Source organism: Streptomyces cathayae, assembly GCF_029760955.1.
Classification (GTDB): domain Bacteria; phylum Actinomycetota; class Actinomycetes; order Streptomycetales; family Streptomycetaceae; genus Streptomyces; species Streptomyces cathayae.
Genome location: NZ_CP121682.1, coordinates 1195433 through 1213565 on the forward strand (window position 1 = coordinate 1195433; position 18133 = coordinate 1213565).

The 18133-nt window shown below is 72.3% G+C and carries 16 protein-coding genes and 1 pseudogene; 8 read left to right on the plus strand and 9 right to left on the minus strand.

Going from position 1 to position 18133, the window contains the following annotated elements; translation table 11 throughout:
- Positions 1-5: 5 nt before the first annotated feature.
- Together PYS65_RS05440 and PYS65_RS05445 are read right to left on the minus strand one after the other, a co-directional pair.
- Positions 6-1514 carry an AlkA N-terminal domain-containing protein gene (locus PYS65_RS05440; protein ID WP_279332636.1) on the minus strand — a complete coding sequence of 503 codons (1509 nt, stop codon included), beginning with the start codon at positions 1512-1514 and terminating at the stop codon, positions 6-8.
- Positions 1515-1704: 190 nt separating this feature from the next.
- Positions 1705-3249 carry a purine-cytosine permease family protein gene (locus PYS65_RS05445; RefSeq protein WP_279332637.1) on the minus strand — a complete coding sequence of 515 codons (1545 nt, stop codon included), beginning with the start codon at positions 3247-3249 and terminating at the stop codon, positions 1705-1707.
- A gap of 102 nt (positions 3250-3351) precedes the next feature.
- Between PYS65_RS05445 and PYS65_RS05450 the strand changes: the two genes are divergently transcribed.
- Positions 3352-4803 carry a PucR family transcriptional regulator gene (locus tag PYS65_RS05450; RefSeq protein ID WP_279332639.1) on the plus strand — a complete coding sequence of 484 codons (1452 nt, stop codon included), beginning with the start codon at positions 3352-3354 and terminating at the stop codon, positions 4801-4803.
- Positions 4804-4855: 52 nt separating this feature from the next.
- On the opposite strand, the gene PYS65_RS05455 is transcribed toward PYS65_RS05450, so the two are convergent.
- Positions 4856-5641: an HAD family hydrolase gene (locus tag PYS65_RS05455; protein WP_279332641.1), complete on the minus strand. Its 786-nt coding sequence runs from the start codon at positions 5639-5641 to the stop codon at positions 4856-4858.
- Between the two features lie 517 nt (positions 5642-6158).
- On the opposite strand from PYS65_RS05455, the gene PYS65_RS05460 reads away from it, so the two are divergent.
- Complete coding sequence (locus tag PYS65_RS05460; RefSeq protein WP_279332643.1) at positions 6159-6794, plus strand: ScbR family autoregulator-binding transcription factor; 636 nt, start codon at positions 6159-6161, stop codon at positions 6792-6794.
- Here PYS65_RS05460 and PYS65_RS05465 read toward each other — a convergent pair.
- On the minus strand, positions 6706-7233 hold the full coding sequence (locus PYS65_RS05465; RefSeq protein ID WP_341483665.1) for an ATP-binding protein: 528 nt from the start codon (positions 7231-7233) through the stop codon (positions 6706-6708). The genes PYS65_RS05460 and PYS65_RS05465 overlap by 89 nt on opposite strands.
- 211 nt (positions 7234-7444) lie before the next feature.
- Between PYS65_RS05465 and PYS65_RS05470 the strand changes: the two genes are divergently transcribed.
- The 3 genes from PYS65_RS05470 to PYS65_RS05480 all read left to right on the plus strand — a co-directional run bounded on the left by PYS65_RS05470 (position 7445) and on the right by PYS65_RS05480 (position 10422).
- Positions 7445-8302 (plus strand): helix-turn-helix domain-containing protein, encoded by an 858-nt coding sequence (locus tag PYS65_RS05470; protein WP_279332644.1) that lies wholly within the window; start codon positions 7445-7447, stop codon positions 8300-8302.
- Positions 8299-8490, plus strand: coding sequence for a DUF397 domain-containing protein (locus PYS65_RS05475; protein ID WP_279332645.1), 192 nt, complete (start codon positions 8299-8301; stop codon positions 8488-8490). Before PYS65_RS05470 ends, PYS65_RS05475 begins: the two co-directional genes overlap by 4 nt.
- Before the next feature lie 588 nt (positions 8491-9078).
- Positions 9079-10422: a globin domain-containing protein gene (locus PYS65_RS05480; RefSeq protein ID WP_279332646.1), complete on the plus strand. Its 1344-nt coding sequence runs from the start codon at positions 9079-9081 to the stop codon at positions 10420-10422.
- Positions 10423-10455: 33 nt separating this feature from the next.
- Here PYS65_RS05480 and PYS65_RS05485 read toward each other — a convergent pair.
- Positions 10456-10689: pseudogene (locus PYS65_RS05485) on the minus strand (macro domain-containing protein); the annotation flags it as partial.
- Positions 10690-10787: 98 nt separating this feature from the next.
- On the opposite strand from PYS65_RS05485, the gene PYS65_RS05490 reads away from it, so the two are divergent.
- The gene (locus PYS65_RS05490) at positions 10788-11222 is read left to right on the plus strand and encodes a PaaI family thioesterase (protein WP_279332647.1); all 435 of its coding nucleotides are present in this window, start codon (positions 10788-10790) and stop codon (positions 11220-11222) included.
- 212 nt (positions 11223-11434) lie between these two features.
- Positions 11435-12091: an HD domain-containing protein gene (locus tag PYS65_RS05495; RefSeq protein ID WP_279332648.1), complete on the plus strand. Its 657-nt coding sequence runs from the start codon at positions 11435-11437 to the stop codon at positions 12089-12091.
- 176 nt (positions 12092-12267) lie between these two features.
- On the opposite strand, the gene PYS65_RS05500 is transcribed toward PYS65_RS05495, so the two are convergent.
- The 4 genes from PYS65_RS05500 to PYS65_RS05515 all read right to left on the minus strand — a co-directional run bounded on the left by PYS65_RS05500 (position 12268) and on the right by PYS65_RS05515 (position 15894).
- Positions 12268-12780, minus strand: a complete 513-nt coding sequence (locus PYS65_RS05500) for an O-acetyl-ADP-ribose deacetylase (protein ID WP_279332649.1) — start codon at positions 12778-12780, stop codon at positions 12268-12270.
- The gene (locus PYS65_RS05505; RefSeq protein ID WP_279337863.1) at positions 12777-14186 is read right to left on the minus strand and encodes a phytoene desaturase family protein; all 1410 of its coding nucleotides are present in this window, start codon (positions 14184-14186) and stop codon (positions 12777-12779) included. Before PYS65_RS05505 ends, PYS65_RS05500 begins: the two co-directional genes overlap by 4 nt.
- Before the next feature lie 147 nt (positions 14187-14333).
- On the minus strand, positions 14334-15179 hold the full coding sequence (locus PYS65_RS05510) for an inositol monophosphatase family protein (protein WP_279332650.1): 846 nt from the start codon (positions 15177-15179) through the stop codon (positions 14334-14336).
- 217 nt (positions 15180-15396) lie between these two features.
- The gene (locus PYS65_RS05515; RefSeq protein WP_279332651.1) at positions 15397-15894 is read right to left on the minus strand and encodes a MarR family winged helix-turn-helix transcriptional regulator; all 498 of its coding nucleotides are present in this window, start codon (positions 15892-15894) and stop codon (positions 15397-15399) included.
- A gap of 74 nt (positions 15895-15968) precedes the next feature.
- Between PYS65_RS05515 and PYS65_RS05520 the strand changes: the two genes are divergently transcribed.
- Entirely contained in the window at positions 15969-18092 is a 2124-nt protein-coding gene (locus tag PYS65_RS05520; protein WP_279332652.1) for an MMPL family transporter, read from the plus strand.
- Positions 18093-18133: the final 41 nt, after the last annotated feature.

Here is an 18133-nt window from a genome sequence, read left to right on the forward strand (position 1 = left end):
TTTCCTCAGGCCGGCAGGAAGTTGATCGGGTGGTCGTCCGTCGCCCACAGGTACTGGACCGCGTACGCCCGCCAGGGCCGCCAGGCCGCCGCGCGTGCGGTGAGCGCGGCCGGGGTGGACGGCAGGCCGAGTTCGCGGGCGGCGCGGCGGATGCCGAGGTCGGTGGGGAGGAAGGCGTCGGGGTCGCCCAGGGCGCGCAGGGCGATGACGTCGGCCGTCCAGGGGCCGAAGCCGGGCAGGGCGAGGAGTTTCTCGCGGGTCTCGGGCCAGTCGCTCCCGACGCCCAGCCGGAGGTCGCCGTCGGCGAGCCGGCGGACCAGGGTGGTGAAGGTGGTCCGGCGGGTGCGGGGCATGGCCAGGGTCTCGGGGTCCAGGTCGGCGAGCGCCTCGGGAGACGGGAAGAGGTGGGTGAGGCCGCCTTCGGGGTCCGGGTCGTCCACCGGTTCGCCGTGCGCGACGACCAGCCGGGCCGCGTGGGTGCGGGCGGCGGCCGTGGAGACCTGCTGGCCGAGCACGGCCCGGAGGGCGAACTCCGCCTCGTCGACCGTACGCGGGACCCGGCGGCCGGGCGCCTTGTCGACCAGCGGGGCGAGCACCGGGTCGGTGCGCAGCCGGTCGTCGACGGCCACCGGGTCGGCGTCCAGGTCGAGCAGCCGGCGGCAGCGGCTGATGGCGACGGTGAGGTCGCGCGGGTCGGTGAGGGTGAGGCGGCAGGCGATGTGGTCGGGCCGCGGGGCCAGGGCCACGACGCCGTGCCCGTACGGCAGCCGCAGCGTGCGCCGGTAGGCGCCGTCCCGCCACTCCTCCACGCCGGGTACGGCGGTCGCGGCGAGGTGGCCGAAGAGGTTGTCGGGGTTGAGCGGGGCGCGGAACGGCAGGCGCAGGGACAGCGCGCCGGGAGTGCCGCCGGGGGCGCTCGTGGGGGTGCCGGGAGTGCGCCGCGGCGCACGGGCACGCAGGTCGCTCGGGGCGAGGGCGAAGACCTCGCGCACCGTGTCGTTGAAGGAGCGGACGGAGGAGAACCCGGCGGCGAAGGCGATCTCCGTCATCGGCAGGGCCGTCGTCTCGATGAGCAGCCGCGCGGTCTGGGCGCGCTGGGCCCGGGCGAGGGCGAGGGGGCCGGCGCCCAGTTCGGCGAGCAGTTGGCGTTCCACCTGCCGGGTGCTGTAGCCGAGCCGGGCGGCGAGGCCGGGCACGCCCTCCCGGTCCACGGTCCCGTCGGCGATCAGCCGCATGGCGCGGGCCACTGCGTCGGCGCGCTGGTTCCACTCCGGGGATCCGGGGCTGGTGTCGGGGCGGCACCGCTTGCAGGCCCGGAACCCCGCCTGCTGGCAGGCCGCCGCGCTCGGCTGGAAGACCATGTTCTCGGGCTTGGGCGGTACCGCCGGACAGCTGGGCCGGCAGTAGATGCCGGTGGTCAGGACGGCGGTGAAGAACCAGCCGTCGAACCGCGCGTCCTTGGACCGGACGGCCCGCACGCAGCGTTCGGTGTCGGTGTGCATCCCCTTCTGCATGGGTCCAGCATCGGGGACGGAGCGGGCGGGGTCTCGCAGGAATCCGTCATGAACCTCGGTCGGTCTCGCCTATGCCGTCCGAGGCGGTGCCGGATGCGTCCACCAGGACCCACCAGGACGGGGACGACCTCGCGGAGGTCGCCCCCGTCTTCCGGGCCCACCGCCGGACCTTCCATGGCCGTCGGACGGGTCAGCCGACCGGTGCCGGCTCCGCCGGTGCCTCCGGCGTCTCCTGCGGGTCGCCGCTGATCGGCAGGACCTCGGTGTCGGAGGCCTTCACGAGGCGCGGTCCCGCCGGTCCGTACACCCCGCGCGGCTCGGGGAACAGGGCGAGGAGGGCCAGGTAGAGCACCGCCGCGAGGACCAGGCCGACCGGCAGCGAGATGTCCATGCCGTCGGCCAGGTTGCCGAGCGGTCCGACGAACTGGCCGGGCAGGTTGGTGAAGAGCAGGGCCACCCCGGCGGAGACCAGCCAGGTGGCCAGGCCGCGCCAGTTCCAGCCGTGGCTGAACCAGTAGCGCCCGCCCGTGCGGCGCTGGTTGAAGACCTGGAGCGCCTCCGGGTCGTACCAGCCCCGGCGGGTGACGTAGCCGAGGGCCATCACGATCATCCACGGCGCGGTGCAGGTGATGATCAGGGTGGCGAAGGTGGAGATCGACTGCGTGAGGTTCAGCCAGAACCGGCCGACGAAGATGAACCCGATGGACAGGACGCCGATGAGGACCGTCGCCTGGACGCGGCTGAAGCGGGTGAAGACGCTGCAGAAGTCCAGTCCGGTGCCGTACAGCGCGGTCGTGCCGGTGGACAGGCCGCCGATCAGCGCGATGAGGCAGAGCGGCAGGAAGTACCAGCCGGGCGCGATCGCGAGCAGGCCGCCGACGTAGTTGGGCGCGGCCGGGTCGAAGTACTTCCCGGCCTGGGTGGCGATGACCGACGCGGTGGCCAGACCGAAGACGAACGGCAGCAGGGTGGCGATCTGGGCCAGGAAGGCGGCGCCCATCACCCGTCGGCGGGGCGTCGCGGCCGGGATGTAGCGGGACCAGTCGCCGAGGAACGCGCCGAAGGAGACCGGGTTGGAGAGCACGATCAGCGCGGAGCCGATGAAGGACGGCCAGAACAGCGGGTCGGCGGTCGAGGCGAAGGCGCCCGCGTAGCCGGGGTCGAAGTCGCCGGCGAAGGCGAAGGCGCCCAGCACGAACAGGGCCGAGGCCGCCACCACGGCGATCTTGTTGACCAGCAGCATGAAGCGGAAGCCGTAGATGCAGACCACGAGCACCAGGCCGGCGAAGACCGCGTACGCCGCGGCGTACGTCAGTGTCGACTCGGGCACCCCCAGCATCCGGTGCGCGCCGCCGACCAGGGCGTCGCCGGAGGACCACACCGAGATCGAGAAGAAGGCGACCGCGGTGAGCAGCGCGAGGAAGGAGCCGACGACTCTCCCGTGCACTCCCAGGTGGGCGGAGGAGGAGACGGAGTTGCTGGTGCCGTTGGCGGGTCCGAAGAGCGCCATCGGCGCGAGCAGCAGGGCGCCCGCGACCAGGCCGAGCACGGTCGCCGCGAGCCCCTGCCAGAAGGAAAGGCCGAACAGGATGGGGAAGGAACCCAGCACACACGTCGCGAAGGTGTTGGCGCCGCCGAAGGCGAGCCGGAACAGGTCGAGCGGACGGGCCGTACGGTCCTCGTCCGGAATCTGCTCGACACCATGAGTCTCGATTTCGGTGACCGAGGTCGCCATGGGCTCTTCACCTGCCGTTCGTACCGGGGGACGGCTCCACAGTCTGAGCCCCTTGCTGACCTGCGACAATGGTGGCAATCACAGAGAGATAGCCTCATATATGTGGCCACCGACAAACTCACCGTCGAGGATCTGCTCTCCTTTCCCGCCCTCCAGCTGTCGGTGAAGGCGGGCCGCAACGGCCTCGGTCGCTCCGTATCGTGGGCGCACGTATGCGAGTTGGACGACCCGACGCCCTGGCTGCTGGGGGCCGAGGTCATCATGACGACGGGGCTCGCGATCCCCCGGAGCGCCGCCGGGCAGCGCCGTTTCCTGGAGCTGCTGGACGACGCCGGGGTCTCCGCGCTGGCCCTGTCGGCACAGCTGCACACACCCCCGCTGCACGACGTGTTCTTCCGGACGGCCGAGGAGCGGGACTTCCCGGTGCTGGAGGTGCCGCTCGCCGTTCCGTTCATCGCGGTGTCCCAGGAGGTCGCCGCCGCCGTGCAGGACGACGCGCGGCACCGGCTGGGCGCACAGCTCCAGGTCTTCGGCTCACTGCGCTGGCTGGTCGCCGAGGACCTCGACACGCCGTCGCTCCTGCGCCGCCTCGAGCGCCTGTCCGGGTACGACGTGTACCTCTGCACCCCGCAGGGCCGCCCGCTGCTGCCCGGGGTGCCCACCCCCGACCCGGGCGTCCTGCCCTCCTCGGTGGACGCCCCGCCGACCGTCCCCGGCGGCTTCGTCCTGCCCGTGCCGGCGCCCGGCGGCCCGGCGGGCTTCCTGGTGGCGTACGAGCGGCAGGGCGCCCAGCCCGCCGGTCTGGCGGTCGTCCAGCACATCGCCACGGTGGCGGCGCTGCAGGTGGCGATGGTGCGCAACGAGCGCGAGACACTGCGCCGCGAGGGCGCCGAGACCCTGGCGGAGCTGCTCCAGGAGGTGCTCGACCCGGCGGCCGCCCGCCGCCGGCTCGCCCGGCACTCCATCGAGGGCGACGCTGCCCTGTTCGTCGTCCGGCACACCCCCGACGAGGCGCTGCTGCACTGCCTCGAGGACCACCCCCACCTGCTGCTCACCCGCGGCGGCGACCGCTATGTGCTCGGTGCCCCGGAGCTGGCCGACGCCGTCGGCGGGCTGCCGGCCGTGGCGGCCGGGATGAGCCGCCCCTTCCGTCCCGGCGCGGCCCTGAAGGTCGCCCAGCGCGAGGCCCTGTGGGCGGTGGCGAAGGCGGTCGAGTCGGGCCGCCCGCTGGTCCGGTACGGCGCCGACGCGACGGGCCGCTGGCTGCCCGAGGATCCCGCGGTGCTGAACGCGCTGGTCGACCACGTGCTCGGCGAGGTGCTGCGCTACGACGCGGCCCACGACTCCCAGCTGCTGGTCTCCGTCCGCACCTGGATGGAGCGCGACCGCCGCACCGAGACCGCCGCGGCGGCGCTGCACATCCACCCGAACACGCTCGCCTACCGCCTGCGCCGCTTCGGCGTCCTCTCCGGCCGCGACCTGTCCTCCACCGGCGCGCTCACGGAGGTGTGGCTCGCCATCCAGGCGGCGGGCGCCCTGGGCCTCACCGACTGACGCCCGCCGCCGCCGGAGGGCCCCGCCGGGTGTCGCGGGCCGGACGGTGCCCTCACGACGGGCCCTGGCCCCTTCCACTGCTTCCGCTGCTTCCACTGTCCGGGGCCGGCCCGGTCACCCGGGTCCGGGCCCACGTCAGGAGCTCGGGGTCGTCCAGGGAGGGCACCCACAGGTCGGCCCCGCCCTCGTCCCCGTCGTCCGGCCGGGGGCCGACGCCGAGCACCCGCAGTCCGGCCCGGCGGGCCGACTCCACACCGGTCAGGGAGTCCTCGACCGCCAGCGCCCGCTCGGGGCGGACCCCGCACAGCCGGACCGCCTCGGCGTAGACGTCGGGCCACGGCTTGGGCCGCACCGCCTCCGCCGCGGGCGCCCCGCCCGGGCCGTCCGCCTCCCGCGGCGCCCCGGACGGAACGACGACGTGCCGGAAGCGCTCCCGCAGTCCGGCCCGGGCGAGGCTCTCCTCGACCACCTCCAGCGGGCAGTTGCTGGCCACCGCCAGGGGCAGCCGGCTGGAGAGCAACCGGACCAGTTCGACGGCTCCCGGCATCGTCACCGGGTCGTCGGCGACGAGGGACAGGAAGTTCGCGAGGAGCGACGCGGTCAGGTCGGCCGTCAGCTCGGGCTTGCGCACCGACTCCGCCATCAGCCGCCCGCAGTCGGCGTAGTGCACGCCCTTGGCCTGCTCCGCGAACCCCGGCGGGGCCTGGAGCCCGAAGTTCCGGAAGGCCAGGCGGCGGGCTTCCTGCCAGTGGCGTTCGCTGTCCATCAGCGTGCCGTCGCAGTCGAAGACGACTGCTTCGGGGGACCAGTCGAGCAGAGGGTGTACCGGAGTGGTCACAGCGGCCTCCTGAGGGGCGGGCGGTCACACGCGGCGTGACCGCGATCCGGGTCTGACGGTGTCTCGTGCCGGGTGCGCCACAGATCGGCGCACGTCAGGGAGCAACCGGAATACGGAATTGCGCGCATTCCTGACGTTCGGCAATAAACGGAAACATCACGACCGTTACGTTATTTCCGCTCCGGAGGGTGCGGCAATGACCGCAAGGAGTTATCGACGGCGAGGGCGGCCGGGGTGTATGACCCCCGGGACGCCGACCGGGCCGGCCGGAAGTACGATCCGCCAACGAGGGCGCACCACAGGGAAGTTGAGGCATATTCGCCGGGCAACCCGCGCCGGCGGCGCCGGACCCCGCAGCCACCGTGCGAGGCCGGAACAGCAGTGGACCGACCCCATTACCACTCGCCCGCGTTCACCCTCGAAAGAAATGCGTAATTACCGCGTGAGTGTGACCCTTACTTGCTCCCGGCGTACGCGGGCGCACTACATTCGTCGTTGTCGGAGAAATTGAGCGAAGGTGGACAGGACGTTGCAGCAACGGGCCAGAGCAACCCGCAGAGCACTCCTGGAAGCAGCCGCCTCCCTCTTCGCCGAACGCGGCTACGCGGGCACCAGCGTCAACGACATAAGCACCCGGTCGGGACGGACCAGCGGTTCGGTCTACTTCCACTACGCCAGCAAGGAGGGCGTCGCCCTCGCCGTGGTCCAGGACCGTTTCGCCACCTGGCCGGACCTCTCCGCACGGTACGCGGACGAGACGGTCCCGCCGCTGGACCGTCTCGTCGCCCTGAGCTACGACATCGCCCACGCCCTCTCCGGAGATCCCGTCACGCGCGCGGGCGCACGGCTGTGGGCCGAACGCGAGACCGTCAACACCGCACTCCCCGACCCCTTCGCCCTGTGGACCGCCGCCGCCACCCGCCTCCTCGCCCAGGCACGCAGCACCGGCCACCTGGCGCCCCACGTCCACCCCGCCCGCACCGCCCGCACCCTGGTCCGCGCCTTCTTCGGCCTCTGCTCCCTGACCGAGGCGCTCGAGGGCGCGGCCACCGTCCCCGACCGCCTCACCGACTGGTGGCACCTGACCCTCCCCTCACTCCAGCCGGCCCCTCTTCCCCCGACAGCCCCGGGCGAGGCGCCGAGGGGTGCGTGAGACTCCGGGGTGCCGTCGCACACTCGGCCCATACGGTCTTGCCGGGGCCCGGGCGGTCGCGCACCCCCCAGTCGACGGCGAGCGCGTCGACGAGAACCAGCCCACGCCCCCCGTCCTCGTCCGCACCGGGGGCCCTGCGCGCCGGCAGGGCGGAGTGGGTGTCGGACACCTCGATCCGGATCAGGTCCTTACCGTTGTCGTGGACGAGACGGAGGGCGAAGTCCCGCCCCGGGACGCGGCCGTGCAGAACCGCGTTCGCGGCGAGTTCCCCGACGACGAGGACGACGGCGTCGTGCGCTTCGGTGCCGTGCGGGAGGCCCCACTCGGTGAGTTGGTGCGCGGCGAGCAGCCGGGCGAGGCGCGCACCGCGCCGGGTGGTGGAGAAGCGCTGCGCGAAGGAGCGCGCCGGAGCCGGCGTTGGGATGTGAGGAGCTTGCATGGGGGCCAGCCTGCTGGTTGCTGACGCCCCGTCGGCAGGTCCGCCCCTGATACAGCTCCCGCTGTACTGGTGCACACGCTGGACTGGACCGCTCGCCGTGCGTGACGATGTGCGTGCCGAGCGTGGCGCAGCGCGCCCGGCACATGGCACGGCACGCGTTCGGGTCCGGCACGGACAACGGGGCCCGGCGGCACAGGGGAAGGCGGCTGCGATGGCGACGGACAACGGCGGCGGGGCGGGCGGGGGCGGGACCTGCGAGCCGGAACTCTCGGACAGCCTCAAGACCTTCGGCGCGGTCCTCAAGGCCCTGCGCGAGGAAGCCCGCCTGACACAGGAGCAGTTCGCACCGCTGGTGCGGTACTCGACCGCGTACATCGCCAAGATCGAGCAGGGGAAGCGGTTCCCGCCCCGGGACCTGCTGGACCGCTCGGAGGAGATCCTGGGCGCGCCCGCGGCACGCGTCCTGGCGGCGGCCGCACGAAGCCTCACCCGCAAGGCGGGACTGGCGTCCTGGTTCCGGCAGTGGGCCGGCATCGAGGAGGAGGCCGTCTCGCTGTACGCGTACGAGTGCGCTGTGGTCCCGGGCCTGCTTCAGCCCGAGCCGTATATCCGCGCCCTCTTCGACCGGCGCCTACCGCCCCTGTCCGAGGAACAGTTCGAGCAGCAGGTCACGGCTCGACTCGAACGCCAGCGCCTCCTGACGGAGCGGCCGAACAGCACGTTCAGCTTCATTGTCGAACAGGCGCTGCTGGACCGCCGCATGGCGGGTGCCGAGGTCACGCACGCACTGCTCAGCAACCTCCTGGATGCGGGCCGCCTCCGGAACGTGGAGATTCAGCTCATGTCTCGGATCCAGGAGGATCACTCCGGCTTCGAGGGCCCTCTCTACCTCGCCGAGACGGCGGAGAACCGGTGGGTGGGCTACGTCGAAGCGCACGACTGCAGCATGCTCGTCACCGACACAAAAGCCGCAAGCGCCATGCTTCAGCGCTATGGCAAGATGCGCTCGCAGGCTCTGAGCCATCAAGCCACCGCGAGCCTGCTGGAGCAGATGCGAGGAGCGCTATGAGCACCACCGAACTTGCTTGGTTCAAGAGCAGCTACAGCGGCGGTGGAGGCGGCAACTGCGTGGAGGTAGCTCTGTGCCCTGAGGCAGTTTTCGTCCGCGACTCGAAGGACGCCCGGAGGCAGCCCCTGGCGGTCTCCTTCGACGCCTGGTCGGCGTTCACGACGCTGGCAGCCGACTCGCGCTTCTGAACTTCCGGTGGGGCGGCGCCCCTCACTGCTCCAGTGACGCAGGGACGCTTCGAGCCCCGAGGCCGCGGGCCGGAGACGGGTGCCTTGTCGAAAAGCGTGAGCGGTCAGCGGACATGTGTCACGCGAGCGCTCGAACGAGCGGCATCCGGACAGCAGCGGCCGAAGTGCTCACGTCTTGGGGACGGTGTGTCACCCCCAGGACGGTTCACCCGTGCATGACCAACGGCGGGGACCCTTCACCTGTACGCGCGCAGGCCAGGTGCACATACATACCCCCCTTTGTCCAGGGCCCAACGTCCCTGCCCCCCAGGGCCCTTGGGGCATATGCCCCTGATGCCATACTGACCTGCGTTTTCTCCCGTCGGAAACCGGTGGTTCGGCGTCTGTTCGTTGTCGAGCCACCTTCGCACCCTCGACACGTCGCTCAAGGAGCCCAGCCATGTCCCGACCCTTCTGCCCGCTCCCGGTGAGGGCCTCGCGCCGACCGGACCGGTGGGCTCCCGTTCCGGTCGCCGACCGGGGCCGGATCGGGCCCGGCTCCGTGCGGGTACCCGTCGTCGGACACGAGACGGGAAGGACCCGCTGACCATGAGCGTGGAAAACAGGACGTACCACACACTCCTCGCCCGGCACGACGCGATGCGGCTGCGTCAGCGGTTGCTCTCCCCCGGAAGTGACCCGGGTGCCGACCTCGGTGGCCGTCCCCCGGCCGAAGAGACGTACGACGCGGCCGCGGACCAGCAGATCATCCTGCGTGACCTGGACCTGGTGGCTCCGCTCGACGAGCTGATCGACGACCTGTACCGGGCGCTGTTCGCACGGCACCCCTCACTGCGGTCGCTCTTCCCCGACACGATGGCGTTCCAACAGGCGCATCTGGCACGGGCGTTCTGGTACCTGATCGAGAACCTGCACCGCCCCGAGGAGATCACCGAAACCTTCACCCGGCTCGGCCGCGACCACCGCAAACTCGGCGTGCGCCCTGCGCAGTACACGGCGTTCAAGGACGCGTTGTGCGAAGCGCTGCGGAGCCGTGCCGGCGAGTACTGGAGCCCTGGGCTCGAGCAGGCCTGGATGCGGATGCTGCAGCTCGGTGTCACCGCCATGGTCCGGGGCGCGGAGGCCGCGCTGCACGAACCACCGTGCTGGCGGGCGACGGTGACGTCCCACCAGTTGTACGGGCCGGACCTGGCGGTGCTCCGCCTCCTGCCGCACGAGACCTTCCGGTACCGGGCCGGTCAGTACACCACTCTGGAGTCCGCCCGGCTGCCGCACACCTGGCGTCCGTACTACCTGGCCGACGGGCCCGGCCCGGACGGGGAACTCGAGTTGCACGTCCGGCGCAGCGGCCCCGGCGGGGTCAGCGAGATGCTGGTGCTCCACACCTCACCCGGGGACCAGGTACGGCTCGGGCCGCCGAAGGGCAGTCTGACGCTCGACGCGGAGCCCCTGGACACCCTGCGGTTGGTCGTCCGGGACACCGGCTGGGCCGCGATGAAGGCACTGCTGCAGGAGCTGGACAGCGGTGTGCGGCGGTCCTCCGCACACCGTGTGCGCCGCCGGGTACAGCTCTTCCTCGGCGCCGACTCGCTGTCCGACCTCTACGACCTCGGGTATCCGGCGGGCCTCGAACGACGCCACTCCTGGCTGACCGTGGTCCCGGTGACGGGCGGGGCACCGACCGGGGGGAGGTACGACCGGCTGCTCCACGCGGTGGCCCGGAGCACCCCCCTCACGGAGGGGCGCACCCTGATCGCCGGGCCGCCGGACATGGTCCGTTCGGTGGCGGCCGGGCTCGTCCACGCCGGGCATCCCGCCGACCGCATCGCCCACGACCTGCTGCCGTCCGGTCCGCACGTCCTGCCACGGTCCGCCCGGGGGCACGGGCCGGCCGGGGACCTCACACCTCCGGGGCAGCAGATCCCCGCCTGAACCGGCCACCGCGGCAGGCGGCTGTGAGGGGCAGCCGGCCTGCGCGGCGAACGCCTCGTGGGCCCGGTCGTCGAAGAGGACGAACCGCACTTCCTCGACCGGCGTCCGCGTCGCCCGCACCGCCTCCACGGCGATCCGGGCGGCGTCCTGGACGGGCCGTCCGTAGACGCCCGCGGAGACCGCCGGAAAGGCCACCGTGCGGGCCCCGAGTTCGTCCGCCACCCGCAACGACTCGCGACAGCACGAGGCCGGCAGCTCCGATGATTCAGTTTTCCAACGCAGGCTGCAACACTGACGGTTGGCACGTCGCACGATCTTCACCGTGTGTCCGAGAGCACCCACCTGATCCCGAAAGGCAGCACACCATGCCCCCTTCCGAGACGGCAGCCCTCAGCCCCGCCATCCTCCTGGCGGCCATGCCCTTCGCGACACAGCTGGGCATCGAACTCCACGAGGCCGCCCCCGACCGGACCACAGGCAGTCTGCCCTGGTCCCCGGAGGCCTGCACCGCGGGCGGAATCCTGCACGGCGGAGCCCTGATGGCGCTGGCCGACTCCGTCGGCGCGGTCTGCGCCTACCTCAACCTCCCGCCGGGCGCCGGGACGTCCACGGTCGAGTCCAAGACCAACTTCCTGCGGGGAGTGGCCTCCGGGCGAGTGCACGCCACGGCCCGCCCCCTGCACGTCGGCGGCACCCTCGTCGTCGTGCAGACCGACCTGCGGGACGACAGGGACCGGCTCGTGGGGCAGACCACCCAGACCCAGATCGTGCTCGCCGCGAAGGACGGCGCCACCAACTGACCCCGCCTGCGGGGACGGCACCGGACACCCGCACGCTCGACAGACCGCCTGCCGGCTGCCGCCGGAACGTCAGTGGGTCATTTCACTGGCACAGATCTTGGGGAGCGGTCGCGGAGGGTCACCCGAGTCCATCATCGCCGGAAGCAGTGTTCGTCCGGTGTTTTTGGAGCCGAGTCACCTGTGAGCCGGACGGCGCGTGCCACGATGGGCCCATGAGTGATGAGCGCCGGGGCCTACTTGCTGAGAAGACGCCCTTCCCTGACGACTTCGATGATCGGCTGCATGCCCAGCTCACCTTTCTCGTCGAGGTGGACCATCTCAAGACCATCCTCCGTCAGTCCCCCCTCGCTGCGGCGGACCGCCGAGAGAACGATGCGGAGCACTCGTGGCATCTGGCGATGATGGTGGTGATCCTCGCCGAACACTCCGACCAGCCCATCGACGTAGGGCACACCGTTCAGCTCGTTCTCCTGCACGATCTGGTGGAGATCTACGCCGGTGACACCCCCCTGTACGACAGTGCCGCGGGAAGCGACCAGCACGAACGGGAAGTTGCCGCGGCCGACAGGCTCTTCAGACTGCTGCCAACGGATCAAGCTCAGCGCATGCGGGCGCTCTGGGACGAATTCGAGGAACGTCACACTTCCGAAGCCAAATTCGCCAAAGCGATGGACCGGCTGCAGCCACTTCTCCTCAACTGGATGGCGCGCGGCGGTACATGGCGCACTCCGGGCGTCACCGCCGACGACGTCCGGGCCCGCAAGGCAGTGATCGGGGAGGCATCCGCCTCCCTGTGGAGTGCCGGGCGACGTCTCATCGACGAGGGCGAAACACGCGGCTGGTCGAGACGTGCCACACCCCGGGGGTGACGGGGTATTACCGCAGATGGCCGACCTCGCCGGACCACGCCTTCGCGGCGGCCCTGGACGCGCTGTGCCGCCTGGCGCTGTCGGATCCGCCGCAGGGCGATCGGTGGCAGGTCGTGCCGCACGAGCAGCCTCGGGTGGGACCCGGGCCGAGCTCATGCGTCAGCGCTCTGTGGCGGTCAGCCGGCCTGTGCGGCGAACGCCTCGTAGGCCCGGGCGTCGAAGAGGACGAAGCGGACCTCCTCGACGGACGTGCGAGTTCTGCGCACCGTCTCGACGGCGATGCGCGCCCCGTCGTCCAGGGGCCAGCCGTAGCCACCGGTGGACACGGCCGGGAAGGCGACCGTGCATGCGCCCAACTCGTCGGCCACGCGGAGGGATTCGCGGTAGCACGAGGCCAGCAGCTCCGAGCGGTCCTCCTCGCTGGTGAACACCGGGCCCACCGTGTGGATCACCCAGCGGGCGTTCAGGGCGCCCGCGGTGGTGGCGACGGCCCGGCCGGTGGGCAGGCCGTCGCTGTGGAGGGAGGCGCGCAGGCGGCGGCACTCCTCGAGGATCGCGGGGCCGCCGCGGCGGTGGATCGCGCCGTCGACGCCGCCCCCGCCGAGGAGGGAGGAGTTGGCCGCGTTGACGATGGCGTCGACGTGCTGGCGGGTGATGTCGCCCTGGACGAGGGTGAGGGTGGTGGTCATGACCGGCGCAGCCTCCTCCAGACGGCCTTCGCCGCGTTGTGTCCCGACATGCCGTGCACGCCGGGGCCGGGCGGGGTGGCCGAGGAACAGATGAACACGGCCGGGTGCGGGGTGTTGTACGGGAAGAGGGAGAGCTTGGGGCGCAGCAGGAGCTGGAGGCCGCTGGCCGCGCCGGAGGCGATGTCGCCGCCGACGTAGTTGGCGTTGCGGGCAGCGAGTTGGGGTGGGCCGGCGGTGGCGCGGGCCAGGACGCGGTCACGGAACCCCGGGGCGAAGCGCTCCAGTTGGCGTTCGACGGTGTCGGTGAGGTCGCCGGTCCAGCCGTTGGGGACGTGGCCGTAGGCCCAGAAGGTGTGCCGGCCGGCCGGGGCCCGGGTGGGATCGGCGACGCTGGGCTGGACGGTGATGAGGAACGGCCGCTCGGGGGCGCGGCCCTCGCGGGAGGCGGCGCGCAGGGCGGTGCCGATCTCGGAGCTGTCCGCGCCGATCTGCACGGTGGTGGCCCTGCGGGCCTCGGGCGCGGTCCACGGCACCGGGCCGTCCAGCGCGTAGTCGATCTTGAAGACGCCGGGTCCGTAGCGGTAGTTCGCGTAGTGGTCGCCGAAGCCGGCGATGCGGGCCAGGGCGGTGGGCGAGGTGTCGAAGACGTACGCCCGGGCCGGGGGCAGGTCGTCCAGGCGCTTGACCTCGTAGTCGGTGTGGATCGCGCCGCCGAGGTCCTTCAGGTATCCGGCGAGGGCGTCGGAGATGGCCTGGGAGCCGCCGCGGGCGACGGGCCAGCCGCGGGCGTGCGCGGCGAGGGCGAAGACCAGGCCGATGGCGCCGGTGGCGAAGCCGCCGAGGGGGGCGATCACATGGGCGACGAGGCCGGCGAACAGGGTCCTGGCCCGCTCGTCGCGGAAGCGGCGCATCAGCCAGGTGGAGGGCGGCAGTCCGACGAGGCCGAAGCGGGCGAGGGTGACCGGGTCGCGGGGCAGCGCGGTGAGCGGCAGGGACATGAAGTCGCGGGCCAGGGTGTCCCATCGGGGCAGGAAGGGTGCGACCAGGCGGCGGTACGCACCGGCGTCGCGCGGGCCGAAGGAGGCGGCCGTCTCGCCGACCGACCGGGACAGCACGGCCGCCGTGCCGTCCAGGAAGGGGTGGGCCATGGGCAGGTCCGCGTGCAGCCACTCGAGGCCGTAGCGCTCCAGCGGAAGGGCCCGGAACGCGGGTGAGTTGATGCCCAGCGGGTGCGCCGCGGAGCACGGGTCGTGCCGGAAGCCGGGCAGGGTCAGTTCCTCGGTGCGGGCGCCGCCGCCGACGGTGCCCCTCGCTTCGAACAGCGCGACGGAGAAGCCGCGCCGGGCCAGCTCCGCGGCGGCGGTCAGTCCGTTCGGCCCCGCTCCCACCACGACCACATCGAGCATCGACACCACCTTCGGGCTCCTTCGTCAGCCGACGGCAACCGGAGGGTCAGGATATGCCGGTGGGCCGGCACCGCCCCGGGTCCGGGGCAACATCCACCGGGGCCCGGGGCGACGGCGCCTCGGCCGGCCGTGCCGCCGGCCGGGGGGTCAGGCCCCGCCCGACAGCAGTCCCACCACCCTGCGGGCCGTGGCCTCGTCGCGGGCCGCGGTGAAGGGGAGGTCGTTGCCGCCCGTGATGCGGAAGGGGTCACCGGCGCGGGTCAGGTGGGCGCCGCCCGCCTCCTCGACGAGGAGCAGGCCCGCCGCGTGGTCCCAGGCGGCCTCCCAGCAGAACGCCGTGCTGTCCGACTCGCCGCGGGCGACGGCCAGGTACTCCAGTCCGGCCGAGCCGCAGGAGCGGGGCGCCACGCCGTCCGTCCGCAGGCCGAGGAGGGAGCGCTTCTGCTCTTCCGTGGTGAAGTCCGGGTGGGAGGTGGCCACCCGCAGGTCGCGGCCGGGGTCCGGGGAGCCCGCGTGCAGTCGCGTCCCGTCCAGGAAGGCGCCCTGTCCGCGGACGGCGGTGGCGAATTCCTCGCGGGCGGGGGCGTAGGTCCACGACGCGTGGATCACTCCCCCCTGGGCGAGGGCGACCAGGGTGCAGAATCCGGTGTCGCCCTGCACGAACTGCCGGGTGCCGTCGACGGGGTCGACGATCCACACCGGCGCCTCCCCGCGTATCCCCTCGTACGACGCCGGGTTGTCGTGCACCGCCTCCTCGCCCACCACGACGGAGCCGGGGAGCAGGGCGCGCAGCGCCTCGGTGAGGTACAGCTCGGACTGCCGGTCGGCGTCGGTCACCAGGTCGTGCGGGCCGGACTTGCGGTCGATCTCGTGGTCGGCGAGCCGGCGCCAGCGCGGCATGATCTCCTGTGCGGCCGCCTTGCGGACGGCTTCCTCCACGTCGACGGCGTACCGGGTGAGAAACTCTTCGATGGTTTCGTTGTCCTCGATCATGTGCTCCATCAGAACATGTCCCACTGACAAACCCCACCTGCCTGGTGCACTCCAGGTGGTAACCACATGAATATGGGCCCTCGGCCCGGGAGAGTATGGGCTCGGCGGCCCACCGCACGGCCCCGCGCGCCGCTCGGCCCCGCGCACCGCACGGTCCGGGGCGTCGAGCCGGCCGAGGGCTTCCGCATCAGGCGCGATCAGCCGCGACCAGCAGAGGTCAGTCGCGGCGCAGCAGGGCGAGTTCCCCGTTCATCTCCGCGAGGAACCGGACGATCACGGTGAGCTCCTCGGGTGTGAAGCGGCCCCGCGCGATGTCCGTGCTCCGCGCGAGCGGCCGGAAGTAGTCCCTGATCAGCCCTCTGGCCGGCTCCGCGAAGTGCAGGTGGACCACGCGGCGGTCGTCGGCGGCCCTGACCCGCTGGATGTGTCCCACCCTCTCCAGCCGGTCGATGCACGCGGTGACGGCGCCGGAGGTGAGGTTGAGCTGTCTGCGCAGTCTGCCCGGCGTCATGGGCTCGGTCGAGCCGTCCTGGCCGGCGTCCAGGATCGCGACCAGGGCCTGGACGTCGGTGGGATGCAGGCCGTGCGCCTGGGCGAACTCGTGGGCGACGCGGTTGAACTCGTTGTTCATCCGGCGCAGCAGGACGGCGAACGACTGCAACCCCGTGGGGTCGTCTCCGGGAAGAGGTACCGAAGGGGCGCCTGAGTCATTCATGATCCCAGTATAAGATCACTCGACAATCGAGATACTCATTCATCGACTTACCTCTTCCACTGTGAGGAACCCTCATGAGAACCGCACCGCGCCGGGCCCGCTGGCTCGTACCCCTCGTCCTCCTGCTGGTCTGGCTGGGTGTGGGCGGAACGCTCGGGCCCTACGCGGGCAAGCTGGGCGAGGTGGCCACCAACGACCAGGCGTCGTTCCTGCCGCAGAGCGCCGAGTCCACCCAGGTCCTCGAGGCCCGTGCGGCGTTCGCCCAGGCCGAGACCCTCCCGGCCATCGTGGTCTGGACGGCGGACGGGGCCCGGGTCACCGAGGCGCAGCGGGCGGCCGCCACCGAATCCGTCGGCGCGCTCGCCGGAAGCCCCGGTGTCGTCGGCAGGCCCTCGCCCGCCCTGCTCTCCGACGACGGCCAGGCCCTGCAGGCCGTCGTCCAGCTCGAGCCCGGCCTGGACGAGGAGTTGCCCGCGGTCCTCGGGGAGGTGCGCGCGGCGGCGCAGCAGGTGCCGGGCACCGAGGCGCAGATCGCCGGCCCGGCGGCGAGCCAGGCCGACCTGTCGGACGCGTTCGCGGGCATCGACGGACTGCTGCTGGGTGTGGCGCTCGCCGCCGTGCTGGTGATCCTGCTGCTCGTCTACCGCAGCGTCCTGCTGCCGTTCGTGATCATCCTCGGCTCCGTCTTCGCCCTGGGACTGGCCTGTGCCGTGGTGTACGCGCTGGCGCAGCGGGACATCGTCCAGGTCGACGGGCAGGTGCAGGGCATCCTGTCCATCCTGGTGATCGGCGCCGCGACCGACTACGCCCTGCTCCTGGCCGCGCGCTTCCGCGAGGAACTCGCCGTGCGCGGGGACCGGGCCGCGGCCGCCCTGGTGGCGGTGCGGCGCTCGTTCGGTGCGATCACCGCCAGTGCCGCCACGGTGGCGCTCGGGCTGCTGGCCCTCCTGGCGAGCGACCTCACGAACAACCGCGCGCTCGGACCGGTGGGCGCCATCGGCATCGTGTGCGCCGTGCTCACCACGCTCACCTTCCTGCCGGCCGTGCTGGCCCTGCTGGGCCGTACCGCCTACTGGCCCACTCGCCCGAAGGCGTCGGACGCGTCCGCGGAGGGCCACCCGGTGTGGCTCCGGGTGGCCGCGCGGGTGAACGCGCGTCCGCGCTTCGTCTGGCTCGTGACCGGACTCGTCCTCACCGCCCTGGCGGCCTTCTCCCCCACGCTGTCCGCCAAGGGGGTGCCGCTCGACGAGATCTTCGTGAACGACGCCCCCTCCGTCGCCGCCCAGGAGACGGTCGGCAGGCACTTCCCCGGTGGCTCGGGCAATCCGGCGGTCATCATCGCCGACGCCGACCGTGCCGACGCGGTGACGGCCGCCGCGAAGGACACCGAGGGCGTGGCATCGGCCGGCGCGGTCTCCGCCTCGGGGCGGCCCGGGGCCGGTGAGCCGCAGGTCGTCGACGGGCGGGTGCGCATCGACGCCACGCTCGACGCGGCAGCGGACAGCGACGCGGCCAAGGAGACCATCGAGCGGCTGCGCGAGAACGTGCACGCGGTCCCGGGGGCCGACGCGCTGGTCGGCGGGTACACGGCGCAGCAGTACGACACCCAGCAGACCGCCGCGCACGACCGCACGGTGATCGTTCCCGTGGTGCTCGGCATCATCCTGCTGATCCTGATCGTCCTGCTGCGCTCGCTGCTCGTACCGGTGCTGCTGGTGGCGACCGTCGCGCTGAACTTCCTGGCGACGCTGGGGGTCTCCTCCCTCGTCTTCGAGCATCTCCTCGGGTTCAGCGGCACGGACGCCTCCGTCCCGCTGTACGGATTCGTGTTCCTGGTGGCCCTCGGCGTCGACTACAACATCTTCCTGATGTCCCGGGTACGCGAGGAGGCACTCGCGCACGGCTCGCGGCAGGGTGTGCTGCGCGGGCTGACCACGACCGGCGGGGTGATCACCTCGGCGGGTGTGGTGCTCGCCGCGACGTTCGCGGCCCTGATGGTCATCCCGTTGGCGTTCCTCGTGCAGATCGCCTTCATCGTGGCCTTCGGTGTCCTGCTCGACACGCTCGTGGTCCGCTCGCTGCTGGTGCCCGCGCTCGTGATCGACATCGGGCCCCGGGCGTGGTGGCCCAGCGTCCTGGCCCGCGGCGACAGTCGTCCGGAGGAGGAGCCGCAGACGGCGGACCGGCGGCCGGCGTAGCGACGGCCGAGGCCGCGGTCCGTCCCGTACGGGATCTCCCC